Genomic DNA, 17,406 nt, shown 5'->3' on the forward strand with positions numbered 1-17,406 from the left:
TATCATTATGAGCTTAACTTTAGATGAAATACAAAATTTCAAAGGAAAGTATCCCAGACAAATCTGGAGCCTGTTTTTCTCTGAAATGTGGGAACGTTTCTGTTTCTACGGAATGCGTGGAATGCTGGTTTTCTTTATGATCTCCCAGCTTAATTTCCATGAAAAAGAAGCCAACCTCCAATATGGAGCCACCCAGGCATTCGTATATGCCTTTACTTTTGTAGGAGGTCTTTTTGCCGATAAAATTTTAGGATTCCGAAAATCCTTGTTCTGGGGCGGCCTTCTGATGATCGTAGGAAGTTTAATTCTTGCTACCGATCCCCACAAATTCTTTTTCTTAGGAATAGCATTCACCGTAGTAGGGACAGGTTTCTTCAAACCTAATATTTCATCTATGGTAGGACAGCTTTATAAACCAAATGACTCAAGAGCAGATGCAGGATTCTCACTTTTCTATGCGGGAATTAACCTTGGTGCATTATTAGGAGGTTATTTGTGTATCGCAATCGGTAAAGGAGAATTCCTGGGCAATATCATTGCAGAAGAGATGAGATGGCATATTGCTTTCGGACTTGCTTCAATAGTAATGGTGGTGAGCTTAATTAATTTTGTATTCACACAAAGAACATTGGGTACTATTGGTTTACAGCCGGGACATCCTTTAGCAGAAGAAAAAACAGCTCCAATACCAAAATGGAAAGAGTATGGAGTATATGTTTTGTCTTTAATTTTCGTTCCTATCATCATGACCATGGTAGCCAAGACAGAATATACAGATTATTTCATGTGGACCATCGGACCATTAACCTTAATCTATTTATTCTATGAAATGTCTAAAGTAACCGCTTCTGAACGCAAAAAACTTTGGGCAGCTTTAGTATTTATTATATTTTCAATCATATTCTGGGGAATCTATGAGCAAAGTGGAGGTTCTTTAAGTATTTTCGCAGCTAAGAACCTGAATAAAGACCTTCTGGGATTAGACCCAAATGGTGTAAACAACTCAGGAGGAGCATTCTTCATTATTTTCCTTGCTCCATTGATCGGACTTCTTTGGATCTGGCTGAACAAAAGAAAAATTGAACCCAACACGATTATCAAATTCGGATTAGGATTCATTTTCTTAGGATTAGGATATTATGTTTTGTTTGCAACCCGTCTTTTTGCAGACCTTCAGGGAATCACTTCACTGAATTTCTTCACACTGGCATTGCTTATCATTACCCTTGGAGAATTATGCCTCTCTCCTATCGGATTATCCATCATGACCAAACTTTCCACTAAAAATCTTCAGGGAATGATGATGGGAATGTGGTTCCTTGCTTCTGCGTATGGACAGTATGTTGCAGGAATTATCGGGGCCAGTCTTGCCACAGCCAAAGAAGGTTCTACCAACTATGATGAATTGATCACTTATACTGATGGATATAAACAATTGGGATTATATGCGGTAATTGCCGGAGTGGTATTAATTTTGATATCTCCGTACGTGAAAAAATTAATGCAAGATGTAAAATAAAAAATAAGTAATTATGCTTATTTTTATCCAAATATCACAATATGAAGAAAATTTTAAGCATACTACTCTTATTTTTATTAAATTTTAGTTTTGCCCAGGTAAAGTGGATGACCATTGAAGAAGCTTTAAAAGCCCAGAAGGAAAGTCCCAAAAAAATATTAATTGATTTCTATGCAGACTGGTGTGGTCCATGTAAAATCATGGATAAAAAAACGTATGGTCACCCTGTAATTGCTCAGATTTTAAATGAGAATTATTATCCTGTAAAGTTTAATGCAGAAGAAAAAAAGAGCATTGAAATCTTTGGAAGAACATTTTCAAATCCTAATTCTGAACATAAAAAGGGAAAGAATTCTCTGCATGAGTTTACACAGTATATGAATGTAGGAGCTGTTCCAAGTACCGTATTTCTGGATGAACATGGCGATCCCATTACCATTCTTCAGGGAGAACTGTCTGCCAAAGAACTGGAACCTTATCTGGAACTGATCTCCAAAGATTTGTTTAAAAAGATTAAGACCAGAGAACAATGGGAGGATTACCAGAAAAAATTCAAATCTAAAATAAAAGATTAATTAGAACTTTGAAACCTGATTTTCTGTTTCAATTCTAAAAATTCACTATAGAGGCTTCCAATTTTTTGGAAGTCTTTTTTATTTTACCGAAATTCGAACCTTTATTTCTATTATCCGAAATAAGGATCAAAAAATTCGAAAATTAGTATCCTGAAACCTGAAAATGAATCTCGAAACCTCCATAGAATATGTAAAAGGAATAGGTCCGGAAAGAGCCAAACTCATCAAAAGTGTGTTGGGTTTATCTACTGTAGAAGATATGTTGAATTTCTACCCTATCCGTTATCTGGACAAAAGTAAAATTTATACTGTTTCTCAACTCAAAGAAGAAACCAGCCAGGAAATACAATTGAGAGGAAGAATTACTCAGGTACAGGAAATTCAGACCGGTAAAACCAAGCGCTTATCTGCAAAGTTCAATGATGAAACTGGTAGTATAGATCTGGTTTGGTTTCAATATTCCAAGTGGTTGAAAGAACAGCTTCCGATCAACAAGGAAGTTTATATTTTTGGAAAGATCAATGTTTTCAACCGCCAGTTTTCTATGCCGCATCCGGAAATTGAAGCAGAAGAAAAAAAAGAAGGAGACACTCGTCTTAAACCCATTTATCCGAGTTCTGAAAAACTAACCAAAAGAGGATTAAATCAAAGGTTTTTCCAGAATGCTTTAAGAAATATCTGCAAAGAGATTCCAAGTCTTATTGAAGAAAATTTCCCGGATTATCTGATGAAAACCTTTAAATTCATGTCAAGACAACATGCTTTTCTGAATGTTCACTTTCCAAAAGATCAGGAACATTTTGATAAAGCAGATTACAGATTGAAATTTGAAGAATCATTTTTCTTTCAGTTAGGATATGGCTTAAAGAAACTCCATCATAAAACACAGTCTCATGGTAATCCTTTCCCGATTATTGGAGATCACTTCAACGATTTTTATGAGAGCCATCTTCCTTTTGAGCTTACCAACGCACAGAAAAGAGTTTTAAAGGAAATAAGAATGGATATGAAAAGGCCGATTCAGATGAACAGGCTTTTGCAGGGAGATGTAGGATCAGGGAAAACAATGGTTGCCCTTCTTACCATGCTGATCGCCATGGATAATGGTTTTCAGAGCTGTTTGATGGCTCCGACGGAAATTCTTGCCCAACAGCATTACAATGGGATTAAAGAGCTGTTGGAAAAAACAGGAATCAATATCCGCCTTCTCACAGGTTCTACCAAAGCAGCAGAAAGAAGAATTATCCATGAAGAACTGGAAAATGGAAGTCTTTCTATTTTGGTAGGAACTCATGCCGTTTTAGAAGACAAGGTTAAATTTAAAAACCTGGGATTAGCCATTATTGATGAACAGCATAGATTCGGGGTTGCTCAAAGGGCTAAACTGTGGGCTAAAAATAAGATTCCACCCCATATTCTCGTGATGACCGCTACTCCTATTCCAAGAACTCTGGCCATGAGTTTTTATTCTGATCTGGATGTTTCTGTGATTGATGAGATGCCAGTGGGAAGAAAGCCTATTATTACTGCGCACCGCAGGGAAAAAGACAGACTGTATGTGTATAACTTCTGTAAAGATGAAATCAAGAAAGGCAGACAGATTTATTTCGTATACCCTCTCATTGAAGAATCGGAAACGTTGGACTATAAAAACCTGATGGAAGGTTTGGAACATGTCATGGATTATTTCTCAGAATACAATGTGACAATGCTTCACGGGAAAATGAAACCGGATGAAAAAGATGCTGCTATGGCTTATTTTGCTTCGGGAAAAGCTGAAATAATGGTTGCAACAACGGTAATTGAAGTTGGAGTAAACGTTCCGAATGCTTCGGTAATGGTGATTGAAAGCTCAGAAAGGTTCGGACTATCACAGCTTCACCAGCTCAGAGGGCGTGTAGGAAGGGGTGCCGAACAGAGTTACTGTATCCTGATGACTTCCGATAAATTATCAAAAGAAAGCAGAACGCGTATTAAAACAATGACTGAAACCAATGACGGTTTTAAAATTTCTGAGGTAGATATGCAGCTTCGTGGTCCCGGAGATATATTGGGAACTCAGCAAAGTGGTGTGGTAGATTTTAAAAGACTGGATCTTATTAATGATTCTGCGATCATCAAAACAACCAAAAATACGGTAGAAAGAATACTTGAAGCAGATCCTATGCTTGCAAGACCAGACAATCTGATCATCAAAAATTATTATATCAGATACTACAAAGGAAAAAATAAGTGGAGTAAAATATCATAAAAAAAACCGCAGAAAAAAACTTCCTGCGGCCCCCTTATAAAACTGTTATTTAGAAGAAATTACTTTTGGTATGTCCAAAAAAAATTTATTTTAATAGTTCAGGCTTAATATTTTGTGATGTGGTGTGAAAATATTTATATAACAATATAATAATGAGCTAAAACCATAACTATTAAAATAAATTATAAAAAAACAAAATGAATTATTTTTTCCAACTTGCTTATTATAAAAACTAACTGTGTTTCGGTGGAGATGAGGGAATGAAACGAATAAAAATATCTCCAACTACTTATTGAGTTTTCATGATTGTACCGTTTTGTTTAAAGATCTTCTGTGCTTTATAATTGGAAAATTAGTATAATCCATTTTGTTTAACTAACATCGTGATTTATATAATTTTGTTCTTTAGAAACAATTACTTTCATTCATCTGTATCTTCTACTATATTATGAAATTTGTGTCTTAGTATACTTTTACAAATGTCTGTATATTAATTCAGTTGCCTTTTATATTATTTTAATTATTAGTTATAAAATTTTCACCTATTTGTGAATAGTATGCTATAAATATGATTTAAAAATCATTAATATTTAATTAACAAATCCTTTATTCATCATATTTTCAAGATGAAATTATCTTTATTCAATCCGGAAGTATGATACTGCCAGTTGATTGTAATAACTTCCGTAAGTACCTTTTTAAGCTTATCAAAACACTCAGGTTTTTTCATAAAAATGTGAGCTCCTTTTACAAAAATATCTTCTATTTCATTTTCCGGAATGGGGTCAGAAAAAATAGCCGTCACCATATTGTTGAATTTTGAATTCGAAACAATATCTTCCAGGCATTCCATGCTCTCTTTTCCGGGAATCCTATAATTGATAAAAACAAGTTCCGGAACTACGGCATCATCATTATTCAGGTATTCCATCAGACTGTTCCCGTTACTGAAACATTGAACTTTTATAGAGATTTTCAACTCTTTCAGAATATTTTTAAAAAAAATCAAAGTGTTTTCATCGTTATCTGCTACAATTACGTTCAGAAATTCTTTATTCATACTGCATTTTATGGTTTATTACAGTGCTTTGTGCTCTTCTTCGTTTGCCTATAATTTTTTGAAACTGGGATGGTGTGATTCCTGTTGTATTTTTGAACTGGGTACTTAAATGCGCCACGCTGGAATAGTTCAGCTTATGGGCAATTTCTGTAAGACTTTGTTTGTTTCTTATGATCAGAGCCTTTGCATGCTCAATCTTTTGAAGAATAATAAAATTCTCAATAGAGGTATAAGCAACTTCTGAAAAAAGATTGGAAAGATATCCATAGCTGTGATTCAGCTTTTCAGAAATATAGATGGAGGCTTTTACCGGTATAATTTCATCAGAAAAAACGAGCTCTACAATAGCATCTTTTATCTTCTGTACCAGCGCACTTTTTTGGCTTTCTATGATCTCGATCCCATAATCTTCAAGATTTTTCTTAAAAAGATTGTGCTGTTCCTGTGTGAGGGGCTCATAGAATTCCACTTCACCGAAGTTCAGTAACCTGTACTTCAGCCCGTGTTCTTTAAGTTTCTCGTCCAATACCTTTTTGCAAAGAGCATTGAAATCAAATTTAACATACATTTTCATCCTAGTATATATAAGCCAATATTATTTAGTAAATATAATAATTTATTTCAAGTAAACGTGAAATAGATGTATATTTTTAATATTTTACTATATATACGAAAAAACTCCTGTATTTTAGAATACAGGAATTTAAACACTAAGGATGAAAAAAATATACTGATAAAAAGCTTTTCAGCTCAAAACCAAGCATATGAATGTATTGTATAAGTGATTTGGTTCTGAAGCAAAGATGAATTAAAAAAACACATCACTCGTTATAGAATTATAATTAAATGTTACAGAATTTTAAGTCAAATCAGGGTGAATTATATATTCCATTTGATAATCATCCATTACGAAACCATTTCCTATATCTAAAATCATTTCATTATATACCTTAAAATTCTGAGATTCATAGAATTTTCTTGCATTGTTTTCTTTGTTTACATTCAGAATAATTCTCTTGTCACTGCTTTCAGAAAGTTTTGACTTCAGGAAGTCCAGAGCTCCTTTTCCGAACCCTTTCCCTTTGCTTTCCGGAACAAGATAAATTCTGTGAAGCTTCGTAGTTTCTATTTCATATCCGTGTTCATACCCAATAAAACCTTCAAAGGAATTATTATTCTCATCAAAAATTAAATAGTAATGATAGTTTGGATTGTCAAGATGTTTAGAAATTTCATCTTTAGAATACATTTCCTCCAGCATATAATTGATCTGTTCATTGGAAATAATTCCTACATATGTACTCTCCCATGATCTTCGTGCAAGATCCTGAATCAAAGGAATATCTGCTGCTGTTGCCTGTTGTAATTTCATGATTGGTTATATTATGATGATTAAAAAAAGTGAAAAGCCTAAACTTTTCACTCTTTATATTGTTCAATGATGACTGATGAGTTTTAACATGATTAAAATTCACTTTGCCAGATCATTATTAAATCTTAGTCATTTCAGCTTTAATTTTTGCATGAAGACCTTCTGAAGCTTTTACCAAAGGAAGTCTCAGATAATTTTTGATGATTCCTTTTTCCGTCAGAATTACTTTAATACCACAAGGATTACCTTCGGCAAAAATCAGACGGGTAATATCTACCAGCTTGTTGTGAATTTCGTAAGCTTCTTTTACTTTGCCTTCGAAAGCCAGCTGTACCATTGTAGAAAATTCTTTAGGATACGCCTGCCCGATTACGGAAATTACACCATCTCCTCCTGCAAGCGTTACAGGTAAAGTATATTCATCATCCCCGGAAACTAAAGAAAATCCTTCAGGTTTCTTTCTCAGAATATCAAAATACTGAAGAATGTTAGGAGAAGCTTCCTTAATCAGGAATAAATTAGGAAATTCCTTTGCAAGACGAAGGGTAGTATCTGCTTCTACATTTTGCCCTGTTCTTGACGGAACATTATAAATAATTATATTTTTTCCTGTAGAAGCTAAAGCTTTATAATGTTGATAAAGACCTTCCTGGTTTGGTTTATTATAATATGGAGATACTGAAAGTACGGCTTCAAATGCAGAAAGATCTGCTTCTTCAATCTGTTTCTTGACGTCAAGAGTATCGTTACCGCCAATTCCTAAAACTAAAGGAAGACGTTTATTATTCACCTTAATGATATGCTCAATTACCTGTTTCTTCTCCTCTGCAGAAAGCGTTGCGGCTTCTGCCGTTGTTCCCAATACAACTAAATAATTGGTTCCGTTTTCGATATTGTACTCCACCAGTTTTGTTAAACTGTCGAAGTCAACGGATAAATCTTCATTAAAGGGCGTTACCAATGCAACACCTACTCCTTTTAAAATGCTCATCTGTTAGAATTATTTTTGTCAAATTTAATAATTTACAGTAAGAATTTGTAATAAATAATAATGTTTTATTATACATATAGTTATATTTGCATATACTAAAAGAGATTATGAAAAATAAATTCTTGTTACTAGGAATTGCTCTGGTGTCGCTTACTGCATGCAAAACGGCTTCTGTGCCGCAGCTTGTGAATGTAAAGACTCAGAAAAATATTTCTATTAATAATGAGCTAAAGAATGATGAGGAGTTTGTAAAATTTATCGAACCTTATAAGCAGAAACTGGATAAAGAAATGAACCAGAAGATCTCGCACACCAATGTGGATCTTACCAAACAAGGCGATAACAGCAATTTGGGCAATCTTTTAGCTGACTATACGTTTGAAGGAGGTAATGAATGGATCAAAACTCATCGTAAGCAAAACGTAGACGCTGCACTGATCAATATCGGAGGAATCCGAACCACTATTGGAAAAGGAGATATTTTACTTAAAAATGTATTTGAAGTAATGCCTTTCGAAAATGAAGTGGTAATTGTAAAAATGAAAGGAGCAGATTTACAGGGTCTTTTTGAGTATTATGCAAAAACGCAGGTCAACAATCCTGTTTCTCATTTATACATTGAAACAAAAAACGGACAGGTAATCAAAGCCTTAATCAATGGTAATACAGTAGATCCTTCTAAAGATTATTATATTGCTACTTCAGACTATCTTGCACTGGGAGGAGACAATATGAAATTCTTTGCCAAAGGAGAATCCATTGCAACAGGGATTAAAATGAGAGATTTATTTATCGATTATTTTAAAAAATCACCTGAAGTGGTGGCTAATTCGGATGTTCGTTTAAATTTTATTGGGAAGTAATAATGGATAGAAAAAGTTTTTTAAAAGCAATAGGCGGCGGATCTTTAGCAATGGCTTTAGCTCCCAATATGATGATGGCGGAGGAATTAAAAATTCTTAATTTAAAATCTGCAAATAAACTGACTATTCTACATACCAATGACCAACATAGCAGAATAGAACCTTTTGACGCAAGCTATACCAAAAACCCTAATCAGGGAGGTTTTGCAAGAAGGGCAAACTTAATCCAACAGATCAGAAGTCAGGAAAGCAATGTTCTTCTTCTTGATTCCGGAGATATTTTCCAGGGAACTCCTTATTTTAATTTCTTCGGAGGAGAACTGGAGTTCAAATTAATGTCTATGATGAAATATGACGCCTCTACCATGGGAAATCATGATTTCGATAATGGACTTGATGGATTTTTAAAAGTGCTTCCTAATGCGAAGTTTCCTTTTATCTGTTCCAATTATGATTTTAAAAATACTGTTCTTGACGGGAAAACTTCTCCCTACCAGATATTCAATAAGAATGGAATTAAAGTAGGCATTTTCGGAGTGGGAATCCAGCTGGATGGCCTTGTAGGCAAAAAACAGTACGGAGAAACCGTTTATTCCAACCCGATTGATGTAGCACAGCATTATTCAAACTTCCTGAAGAAAGAGAAGAAATGTGATCTTGTGATTTGTCTTTCTCACATCGGCTACGACTACAGAGACGAACCTAATAAAATAAGTGATAAAATTTTAGCGGCCAATACAGAAAATATTGATATTATCTTAGGAGGCCATACTCATACATTCTTACCGGAACCTCAAACCTTTACCAACAGACAGGGCAAAAATGTCCTTGTTAACCAGGTGGGATGGGCAGGTCTTCTTTTAGGTAGAATAGATTTTTATTTTGATACAAACAAAAACGTACAGCATATTTCCTGGAACAATCAGGTGATAGATAGCAGCATAACCGCATAATATGAAAAAACTCTCTATAATTTCTCTTGGTATTTTAGCATCCCTGCAGCTGACAAAAGCACAGGTTATTTCATCCAAAAAGTGGGCAGATCTTTTTTCCTACAATAATGTCTTAGCAATGAAAGAAGACAATGGAAAAATCATTGCAGCCACTCAAAACGGAATATTCTATTATACAATATCAACAGGAGAAATTACGAAGTTATCCAAAGCCAATGGTCTTCACAACATCGGAATTACCGCTTTCGATTATAATCCTCAGACTAAAACAGGGCTTATTGGTTATGAAAACGGATCTATGGATGTGATTACCCCACAGGAGATCAAATATATTGTTGATATTCCTATTGCTACAGGATATAATGGGGATAAAAAGATTAACCACATTTCTATCACCGGAAATCAGGCTGTCATTTCTGTTGGATATGGAGTTTCTATATTTAACCTTCAGAATAAAGAGTTTGGTGATTCTGCATTTTTCCTGTCCGGTGGTATTTATCAGGCAAGTAATGAAGCTACGATATTCGGGAATAAAGTATATTCTGTAACAGATACAGGATTGAAAAGTCATCAGATGAATACTACATTTCCTGTGTATTCTACCTGGACAACGGAAGCTCCCGGAGCTTTCAAACATATAGATTCAGAATCAGAATTGGTTTACTCAACGGCTACAGCAGCTTATATTTATAACAATGGTACTCCAACACAACTTCCTACTACTTTTGAAAAAATAAGGGATGTTGTTATGACTTCCAATAGTATTGTGGTTACAGATAACAGAGTATACACCTATGGAATCAACGGAGTATCGCAAAATGCGGTAAGCCTTGGTGAAGAATGTAATACTGCTTTAACAGCTGGTGGAAAGATTTTAGGCGGAACGGTATTATCGGGAATTAAGGATGAAGGTAACAATACTTTTAAACCTTCCGGACCTTACTTCAATTTTGCTTATAATATCAATCTTTTTGATAATAATCAGCTTCTGGTTTCCTCGGGTGCCAGAGCCAATAATTACAACCATCCGTTTATTCAGCCCCAAGAACCAGGATTTTATTATTTCAATGGTACAGAGTGGATTTATCCTTCATTTTTCAATAAAAGTAATCCCAATCGTCCCATCTTTATCAACGTATTGGATGCTATCATAAGTCCTTATAACAGTAATGAAGTACTCTTTACCAATTATACAATGTTGGATAACGGAGTGTATAAAATGAAATATAATGCTACAAGCAAAGATTTTGAACTGGTAAAATATTATAATCTGGGAGCACAGCCTTACCTCAGACGTCCGGTAGGTTTTGCTGTAGACCCACAAAATAATCTTTTTGTTTCTTTTGGATTCAATGATGGAAACCCTTCTATAGGAATCTACGATAAAGCATCTGATGATTTTCTTATCAAGAAAATAGTTCTTGCCAGTGATGGGATACAAAAGACTATTTATCATGAAAACATGCTATGGACACCTCTGCCGAGATCTAATAATTTCTGGGTATACGATTATAAAAATGCCACTAATCTTTCTGATGACAATGATTATATTCTGGGAACGTCTAATGGATTTAACAGTTCCGGAGGAATTTTATCAGTAGCATTTGATAAGGCTGGTGATGCATGGATTGGTACAGACGGAGGTCTAAGGATCATGTCTAACGCAGCAACAGAAATTAAAAGTGCCCAGCCTAAAGTGGAACCTATAGTTATAGAGCAGAATGGTTTAGGAGAAGAACTTTTCAGAGAATCAGCTATTCTTCAGGTCGCTGTGGATGCAGGTGATTATAAATGGGTATCTGTTGATGGTGGTGGTGTTTATTACCTGTCTTCAGACGGTCAGAGAACCATAAAACATTTTACCAAAGAAAATTCACCACTACCTACGAATAGTGTTACCGATATAAAAGTTGATAAGAAAACAGGTAAAGTATATTTTGTGACGTATAATGGTATTGTAACGTATCAGGGAGATGTTGCAGATGTGACTTCCAATTTCGGTGATGTGGTAGTGTATCCTAATCCTGTTGTTTATTCTAATTTCAAAGGAAAAGTAACGATAAAAGGTCTTGCAGAAAAAACCAATATAAGAATTGTAGATGCTGCAGGAAATGTAGTTCACTCAGCTGTAGCACGAGGAGGATATTATGAATGGGATCTGAATAATCAGAAAGGAACAAGAGTAGCCTCAGGGATGTATTTTGTTCTGATGACGAATGAAGACGGATCTGATAAGGCTACCGCCAAAATAGGAGTGGTTAATTAATGAATTCACAAAACGGTTTTTTACTTTCATTTATCAAATATGGGGAAAATGATGCTGTATTGCATTGTTTTACAGAAGAAGAAGGTTTTCAGAGCTATTTTCTGAAGGGAATTTATTCCAAAAAGAATAAAAAGAAAGCCTTGCTTCAACCGTTGAGCCAGCTCAATTTTTCTGTAAATCCACCACGTGGCAACGGTATTCCGTCTGTTTCAAAATTTGAACTGGTAAAAAACAATGACATTTATACAGATATCAAGGTCAATACCGTCATTTTCTTTATTTCAGATTTTCTGAGCCATATTCTTAAGCATGAGAATAAAAATATTCCGATTTATTCCGGTATTGATCATCTTATCAGTGAGCTGACCCATAAAAATTATCAGGCACATCTTCTGTTTTTGCTGGCTTTTTTAAAAATTCAGGGCGTTGCTCCATTGTTGAGTGAAGGCCCATTTTTAGATCCGGAAACCGGAACTTTTTCACTTGGAATCTGTCACCAGCTTTTCAATGAAGAAATTTCCATGCTTTGGAAAGAAGCACTTTGTGCAGAAGATTTTTATGCCACAAAAATCCATTCCTCCTTGAGAAAAGATTTCCTTGACAGCCTTTTGGTATACTATCATTACCATATAACGGATTTCAAAACTCCAGCCTCCTTGGAAATCATACAGCAGATATTTGAATAGATAATATTATTCCTTCTCTGTTGTTTTTTCAATATCTTCCGGCATTTCTGTTTCGGATTCTGCCATTTCTTTTTTGGAAAATCTAGGTTGAAGAATCTTAGCAATAAGTCCTGTCCAGCCCGTCTGATGAGAAGCTCCTACTCCACGGCCGTTGTCTCCGTGAAAATATTCATAGAACAAAATATAATCTTTAAAATCAGGATCAGTTTGAAATCTTTCATACTGTCCATGAACCGGTCGTTTCCCATTTTCATCCTTTAAAAAAATCTTGGCAAGTCTCTTGTTTAAGGCATCTGCAATCTGATCCAGGCTAGAATAATTACCGCTTCCTGTAGGATATTCCACTAAAAAATCCGGGCTGTAATAGAAGAAAAAACGCTGAAGACTGTCAATAATAAGGAAGTTGATAGGAAACCACACCGGACCGCGCCAGTTGCTGTTTCCACCAAAAAGTCCGCTATCACTTTCAGCAGGTGTATATTTTACGCTGTAATTCGTATCATTCAATGTTAAAGTATAAGGATTGTTTTCATATTCTTTGGATAAAGCTCTTACTCCGTAATCACTTAGAAATTCATCCGGATTCAACATTCGGTTTAACAGTCTTTTCAAACGATGTCCCCGAAGCAGAGATAAAAGGTGTTTGGAATCCTGTCCTTTTACTTCCCATCTTGAAACCAGAGAAGCCAGTTCAGGCTTATTATCCAGTACCCATTTCATTCTTTTCTTAAAATTGGGAAGGTTTTCAATCATTTCATCATCGATAACCTCAACGGCAAACATCGGAATTAATCCGACAATTGTTCTCAACTTCAAATACATATGTGTTCCGTCACTGGAAGCTATGGCGTCATAGAAAAACTCATCCTGCTCATCCCAGAGACTGAAATTCTCATCGCCCATATTATCCAGTGAATGTGCAATAGACAGAAAATGTTCAAAGAACTTCATCGCCATCTCTTCATACACCTTATTGTAAAGAGCCAGTTCCAGGGCAATTCTCATCATATTCAGGGCAAACATGGCCATCCAGCTTGTTCCATCAGACTGTTCCAGCTGTTCTCCGTTAGGCAAAACAGAATTCCTGTCAAAAACCCCAATATTATCAAGTCCCAGAAATCCGCCTTCAAAGATATTATTCCCGTTAAGGTCTTTCTTATTAACCCACCATGTAAAATTCATCAATAACTTCTGGAAAGCACTTTCCAGAAATTCCAGATCTGGTTTATCTTTTAAATATTCATCAATTTTAAATACTCTGAAAACCGCCCAGGCATGTACGGGTGGATTTACATCACTTAAGTTCCATTCGTAGGCAGGCAACTGTCCGTTGGGATGCATATACCATTCAAACAGGAAAAGTTTTAGCTGATGCTTTGCAAAATCCGGATCTATCAAAGAGAAACTGATGGTGTGAAATGCCAGATCCCATGTTGCATACCATGGATATTCCCATTTATCCGGCATTGAAATGATATGTTCATTATTAAGATGCTTCCAGTCGTAGTTTCTTATAGTTTCACGGGACTTTGGCGGAGGCATTTCTGCAGGATCACCTTTCAGCCATTTTTCCACATTGTAGTGGTAAAACATTTTATTCCAAAGCATTCCGGCAAAAGCCTGTCTTTGTACCAGTTTTTCATCTTCTGAAGCAATTCCTTTCTGAATTTCTGCATAAAACTCGTTTGCTTCTTTCTGTCTTTGTTCAAAAAGAATCTCAAAATCTTTAAAAGGCCCTCTTATATCTTTATCGGAAAGCCTGAATTCAAATATTTTTGATTCTCCGCCTTTAAAATCCTCATCAATAAAGAAAGAAGCTTTGGTTCCTGTATTTTGGGGATTCACAGACTGAGAATTTCCCGTCATCACAAAATTATTGATCCCGTCTTTACAGTATTTTGACTCATTGGAAGACTGGTAAAGCCTTTCATTATTGGTTTCGTTGTTACAAAATAATGTCTTTAAAGATTGTTTTGCATAGACATTTTTAACCTCGATATCCTGATGATTGATTTTAATATGATCCGCATCTTCAGCAGACAATTGTGGCCTATAATCATCATATCCCCAATTCCAAGTATTCCTGAACCAGACGGTCGGAAGAATTACGAGAGGCGCTTCTTTTTCAGATTTATTAACTACTGTTAGTCTTACAAGGATATCACTCTGACTTTCTTTTGCATATTCAATAAAAATGTCAAAGTATTCATTGTGATCAAAAATCCCTGTATCAATCAATTCATATTCAGATTCCTCTTTTCCTCTTGCTGCATTTGTTTTTATGAGATCTTCATAAGGAAAAGCATTTTGAGGATACTTATACAGCATCTTCATGTAAGAATGCGTAGGGGTGGAATCCAGATAGTAAAAATATTCTTTCACATCTTCACCGTGATTTCCCTGTCCGTTGGTCAATCCAAAGAACCGTTCTTTCACCATTTTATCTTTTTTATTCCAGAATCCTACAGAAAATACCAGTTTCTGAAGATCATCACAGATTCCGCATATTCCTTCCTCACCCCAACGGTAAGTTTTGGCTTCTGCGGTGTCATGATTGGTGTAATTCCATGCATCTCCGTTTTCACTGTAGTCCTCACGAACAAGTCCCCATTCACGGTTACTGACATAAGGCCCCCATTTTTTCCATGAAACATCTGAAATTCTCTGTTTTTCTGACATAAGCGATAATAATTATGAGTAATGAGCAATGAGTAATATATAATTTCGTTTCAAGCTCTAAGAACAACCTCAAAAACTTTAAACTTTGAACCTTGAACCTTAAACCTTGAACCTTAAACTTTGAACCTTAAACTTTGAACTTTGAATTCCCCTATCCTCCCGTAGAAAAACTCTCAAACGTAGTCATTCCACCATCTACGAAAATGCTGGTTCCTGTGATATAATCTGCAAGGTCACTTGCGAGAAATGCAGCTAAGTTGCCGATATCCTGCGGTTGTCCGATTCGGTTATAGGGAATAAGAGTAAGGAGAGAATTGAGAGCTTCCGGAGTGCTCCATGCATTCTGGTTAATCGGAGTCTGAATAGCTCCCGGACAAATGGAATTGACACGAATTTTGTCTGCACCATATTCCTGGGCCAATGTCTGCATCAGCATTCTGACAGCTCCTTTACTGGAAGCATAATTAGCATGTCCTGCCCACGGAATAATTTCATGCACTGAGCTGATATGAATAATTTTCCCACAGGCAACAGACCTTGAAGGATCTATTCCCCTTCTTAGAAATTCTTTAATAGCTTCTCTGGCACAAAGAAATTGCCCTGTCAGATTGACTCCTATGACAGCATTCCATTGATCCAAAGTCATTTCAGTGAATTTTGCATCCTTTTGAATGCCTGCATTATTGATCAGAATATCTACCGTTTGGAATTCAGAAACAACATCCTGAAACATCTTGATTACCTGATCTTCTTTGGAAACATCACACTGGTAGGTTATTCCTTTACCTCCGGCATCCGTTATTTCTTTTAAAACAGCTTTAGCTTCTTCTGTAGATCTTTCTGAAGAATGATTAACAATGACTATTGCTCCTGCCGCCGCCAATGATTTTGCAATTCCCGAACCGATTCCACTGGAAGCTCCTGTGACTACAGCCACCTGATTCTGAAGTGATATTTCCATGTTTTGTAATTTGATGTTACTCAAAGTTAGGGAAAGATATCAGCAGATAAAAAATTATGATTTTAAAATTTTATTAAAGTTTTTTGTACATCAGGTATTGAGGTCCACTTCTTCCGATTCTGGTTTTACCGTCATAAATATATCCTGCCTGAAGATAAATATGATAAGCAGAATTATTTTTCTGGTTGACAGCAAGTACAATTTCATCACAGCTATTGAAACGGTTTCTGACAAAAGTACCCACTTCAAGCATCGCCACTTTTCCAATTCCTTTGCCCTGCATCTGGGGATTCACAGAAAGGGAACGCAGTAAAACCGAATTCTCATTATCCGTAAGATCTAATTTATCTTTTCCAAAATCAAGGACAAAAAAACCTACAGGCAGATCATTTTCAAAGATTGTCACGGGAAATGCATCATCATCATCCCGTTCGCTGATGCTTTGTAAGGCCTGCTGAGCAGTCGCTGTAAACCTCATCTGATTTTCATCCAAAGCATAACTGACTCCGGAAAGATCTTCTGGTTTAAAGAATTCTAAATGTATCATAGTATTAGTGATGGTAGATATCTTCATACATTACCCCAGCACGGATTTCCACGGGAAGTTTATTTTCCTCAGGAACAATAGGGCAATTGTAATCATAAGCGTTGTAAGCACAGAAAGGATGATAGGATTGATTAAAATCAAGCACAATGGTATTTCCTTCCGGGATTTTAAGATCCATATATTTCCCTCCTCCGTAGGTTTCTTTTTCATTGGTAGCATCACGGAAAGGAAGGAAGAGATAATCTTTGTATTTATCCTGTTTGATCAAATCCAGACTCTGGTATAAAGTAACGGTATAAGGTTTCCCATCCAGTGTAAATGTTGCTTTTCCGTATTCCTGATAAGATTTTGTTTTTCCTGAAGACGTAGGAAGATCAAAGGGTTTTGTATCTTCTGATTTCACAAATTCGGCAGTAACTCTGTATTTAGCATCAAAAGGAAAGAAAGGATGTTTTTTAAAATTTTTAAAGTTATCACCTCTTAACGGAGTTTCTTTTGGATTGAGGTATTCGGCATTAAGTTCTTTCTGAAATTTCTGTACCTCTTTTTCCTCTTTTGATATTTTTTTTTGAGAAAAAGCCCATAAAGGAAGCAGTAAAAAGAGTATGATATATTTTTTCATGAATGTAAAATTATAAGTAAAGCTATGAATTTTCATTCCAACAAAAGTTAAAATTGTAATA

The 17,406-nt window shown here is 35.6% G+C and carries 15 protein-coding genes; 7 read left to right on the forward strand and 8 right to left on the reverse strand.

Going from position 1 to position 17,406, the window contains the following annotated elements; translation table 11 throughout:
- Positions 1–7: 7 nt before the first annotated feature.
- The 3 genes from NK356_RS10315 to recG all read left to right on the forward strand — a co-directional run bounded on the left by NK356_RS10315 (position 8) and on the right by recG (position 4,345).
- Complete coding sequence (locus tag NK356_RS10315) at positions 8–1,519, forward strand: peptide MFS transporter (RefSeq protein ID WP_034693651.1); 1,512 nt, start codon at positions 8–10, stop codon at positions 1,517–1,519.
- Between the two features lie 41 nt (positions 1,520–1,560).
- The gene (locus NK356_RS10320; protein WP_034693649.1) at positions 1,561–2,094 is read left to right on the forward strand and encodes a thioredoxin family protein; all 534 of its coding nucleotides are present in this window, start codon (positions 1,561–1,563) and stop codon (positions 2,092–2,094) included.
- 163 nt (positions 2,095–2,257) lie between these two features.
- Entirely contained in the window at positions 2,258–4,345 is a 2,088-nt protein-coding gene (gene recG, locus NK356_RS10325; RefSeq protein WP_034693646.1) for an ATP-dependent DNA helicase RecG, read from the forward strand.
- A gap of 613 nt (positions 4,346–4,958) precedes the next feature.
- Here the strand turns inward: recG and NK356_RS10330 are convergent.
- The 4 genes from NK356_RS10330 to dapA all read right to left on the reverse strand — a co-directional run bounded on the left by NK356_RS10330 (position 4,959) and on the right by dapA (position 7,768).
- Positions 4,959–5,405 (reverse strand): response regulator, encoded by a 447-nt coding sequence (locus NK356_RS10330; protein WP_253316912.1) that lies wholly within the window; start codon positions 5,403–5,405, stop codon positions 4,959–4,961.
- Positions 5,398–5,979 carry an AraC family transcriptional regulator gene (locus NK356_RS10335; protein ID WP_034693638.1) on the reverse strand — a complete coding sequence of 194 codons (582 nt, stop codon included), beginning with the start codon at positions 5,977–5,979 and terminating at the stop codon, positions 5,398–5,400. The genes NK356_RS10330 and NK356_RS10335 overlap by 8 nt, the downstream gene beginning before the upstream one ends.
- A 285-nt stretch (positions 5,980–6,264) precedes the next feature.
- Complete coding sequence (locus NK356_RS10340; protein ID WP_081906403.1) at positions 6,265–6,777, reverse strand: GNAT family N-acetyltransferase; 513 nt, start codon at positions 6,775–6,777, stop codon at positions 6,265–6,267.
- Between the two features lie 118 nt (positions 6,778–6,895).
- Positions 6,896–7,768 (reverse strand): 4-hydroxy-tetrahydrodipicolinate synthase, encoded by an 873-nt coding sequence (dapA, locus tag NK356_RS10345; protein WP_034693636.1) that lies wholly within the window; start codon positions 7,766–7,768, stop codon positions 6,896–6,898.
- Positions 7,769–7,875: 107 nt separating this feature from the next.
- Here dapA and NK356_RS10350 point away from each other — a divergent pair, with 107 nt between their 5' ends.
- The 4 genes from NK356_RS10350 to recO are packed head-to-tail and all read left to right on the forward strand — an operon-like array spanning position 7,876 to position 12,536.
- The gene (locus NK356_RS10350) at positions 7,876–8,631 is read left to right on the forward strand and encodes a 5'-nucleotidase C-terminal domain-containing protein (RefSeq protein WP_034693634.1); all 756 of its coding nucleotides are present in this window, start codon (positions 7,876–7,878) and stop codon (positions 8,629–8,631) included.
- A gap of 2 nt (positions 8,632–8,633) precedes the next feature.
- Positions 8,634–9,584: a bifunctional UDP-sugar hydrolase/5'-nucleotidase gene (locus tag NK356_RS10355; RefSeq protein WP_034693630.1), complete on the forward strand. Its 951-nt coding sequence runs from the start codon at positions 8,634–8,636 to the stop codon at positions 9,582–9,584.
- Position 9,585: 1 nt separating this feature from the next.
- Positions 9,586–11,850, forward strand: coding sequence for an isoleucyl-tRNA synthetase (locus NK356_RS10360; protein WP_034693628.1), 2,265 nt, complete (start codon positions 9,586–9,588; stop codon positions 11,848–11,850).
- Entirely contained in the window at positions 11,850–12,536 is a 687-nt protein-coding gene (gene recO / locus NK356_RS10365; RefSeq protein ID WP_034693625.1) for a DNA repair protein RecO, read from the forward strand. Before NK356_RS10360 ends, recO begins: the two co-directional genes overlap by 1 nt.
- Positions 12,537–12,542: 6 nt before the next feature.
- Here the strand turns inward: recO and NK356_RS10370 are convergent, their stop codons facing one another.
- The 4 genes from NK356_RS10370 to NK356_RS10385 all read right to left on the reverse strand — a co-directional run bounded on the left by NK356_RS10370 (position 12,543) and on the right by NK356_RS10385 (position 17,345).
- Positions 12,543–15,215 (reverse strand): glucosidase, encoded by a 2,673-nt coding sequence (locus NK356_RS10370; protein ID WP_253316913.1) that lies wholly within the window; start codon positions 15,213–15,215, stop codon positions 12,543–12,545.
- A gap of 151 nt (positions 15,216–15,366) precedes the next feature.
- Positions 15,367–16,176, reverse strand: a complete 810-nt coding sequence (locus NK356_RS10375; RefSeq protein WP_253316914.1) for a glucose 1-dehydrogenase — start codon at positions 16,174–16,176, stop codon at positions 15,367–15,369.
- Positions 16,177–16,249: 73 nt separating this feature from the next.
- Positions 16,250–16,723, reverse strand: coding sequence for an N-acetyltransferase (locus NK356_RS10380; RefSeq protein ID WP_034693619.1), 474 nt, complete (start codon positions 16,721–16,723; stop codon positions 16,250–16,252).
- Positions 16,724–16,727: 4 nt separating this feature from the next.
- On the reverse strand, positions 16,728–17,345 hold the full coding sequence (locus NK356_RS10385; protein ID WP_034693803.1) for a DUF1684 domain-containing protein: 618 nt from the start codon (positions 17,343–17,345) through the stop codon (positions 16,728–16,730).
- Positions 17,346–17,406: the final 61 nt, after the last annotated feature.

The organism is Chryseobacterium sp. S0630 (genome assembly GCF_024158915.1).
Classification (GTDB): Bacteria; Bacteroidota; Bacteroidia; order Flavobacteriales; family Weeksellaceae; genus Chryseobacterium.

Coding starts and splice junctions, on each gene's coding strand:
- NK356_RS10335 (WP_034693638.1), bottom strand. CDS start 5,979: ATGAAAATGTATGTTAAATTTGATTTCAATGCTCTTTGCAAAAAGGTA.
- NK356_RS10380 (WP_034693619.1), bottom strand. CDS start 16,723: ATGATACATTTAGAATTCTTTAAACCAGAAGATCTTTCCGGAGTCAGT.
- NK356_RS10315 (WP_034693651.1), top strand. CDS start 8: ATGAGCTTAACTTTAGATGAAATACAAAATTTCAAAGGAAAGTATCCC.
- NK356_RS10320 (WP_034693649.1), top strand. CDS start 1,561: ATGAAGAAAATTTTAAGCATACTACTCTTATTTTTATTAAATTTTAGT.
- NK356_RS10350 (WP_034693634.1), top strand. CDS start 7,876: ATGAAAAATAAATTCTTGTTACTAGGAATTGCTCTGGTGTCGCTTACT.
- NK356_RS10340 (WP_081906403.1), bottom strand. CDS start 6,777: ATGAAATTACAACAGGCAACAGCAGCAGATATTCCTTTGATTCAGGAT.
- NK356_RS10360 (WP_034693628.1), top strand. CDS start 9,586: ATGAAAAAACTCTCTATAATTTCTCTTGGTATTTTAGCATCCCTGCAG.
- dapA (WP_034693636.1), bottom strand. CDS start 7,768: ATGAGCATTTTAAAAGGAGTAGGTGTTGCATTGGTAACGCCCTTTAAT.
- recO (WP_034693625.1), top strand. CDS start 11,850: ATGAATTCACAAAACGGTTTTTTACTTTCATTTATCAAATATGGGGAA.
- recG (WP_034693646.1), top strand. CDS start 2,258: ATGAATCTCGAAACCTCCATAGAATATGTAAAAGGAATAGGTCCGGAA.
- NK356_RS10355 (WP_034693630.1), top strand. CDS start 8,634: ATGGATAGAAAAAGTTTTTTAAAAGCAATAGGCGGCGGATCTTTAGCA.
- NK356_RS10370 (WP_253316913.1), bottom strand. CDS start 15,215: ATGTCAGAAAAACAGAGAATTTCAGATGTTTCATGGAAAAAATGGGGG.
- NK356_RS10375 (WP_253316914.1), bottom strand. CDS start 16,176: ATGGAAATATCACTTCAGAATCAGGTGGCTGTAGTCACAGGAGCTTCC.
- NK356_RS10330 (WP_253316912.1), bottom strand. CDS start 5,405: ATGAATAAAGAATTTCTGAACGTAATTGTAGCAGATAACGATGAAAAC.
- NK356_RS10385 (WP_034693803.1), bottom strand. CDS start 17,345: ATGAAAAAATATATCATACTCTTTTTACTGCTTCCTTTATGGGCTTTT.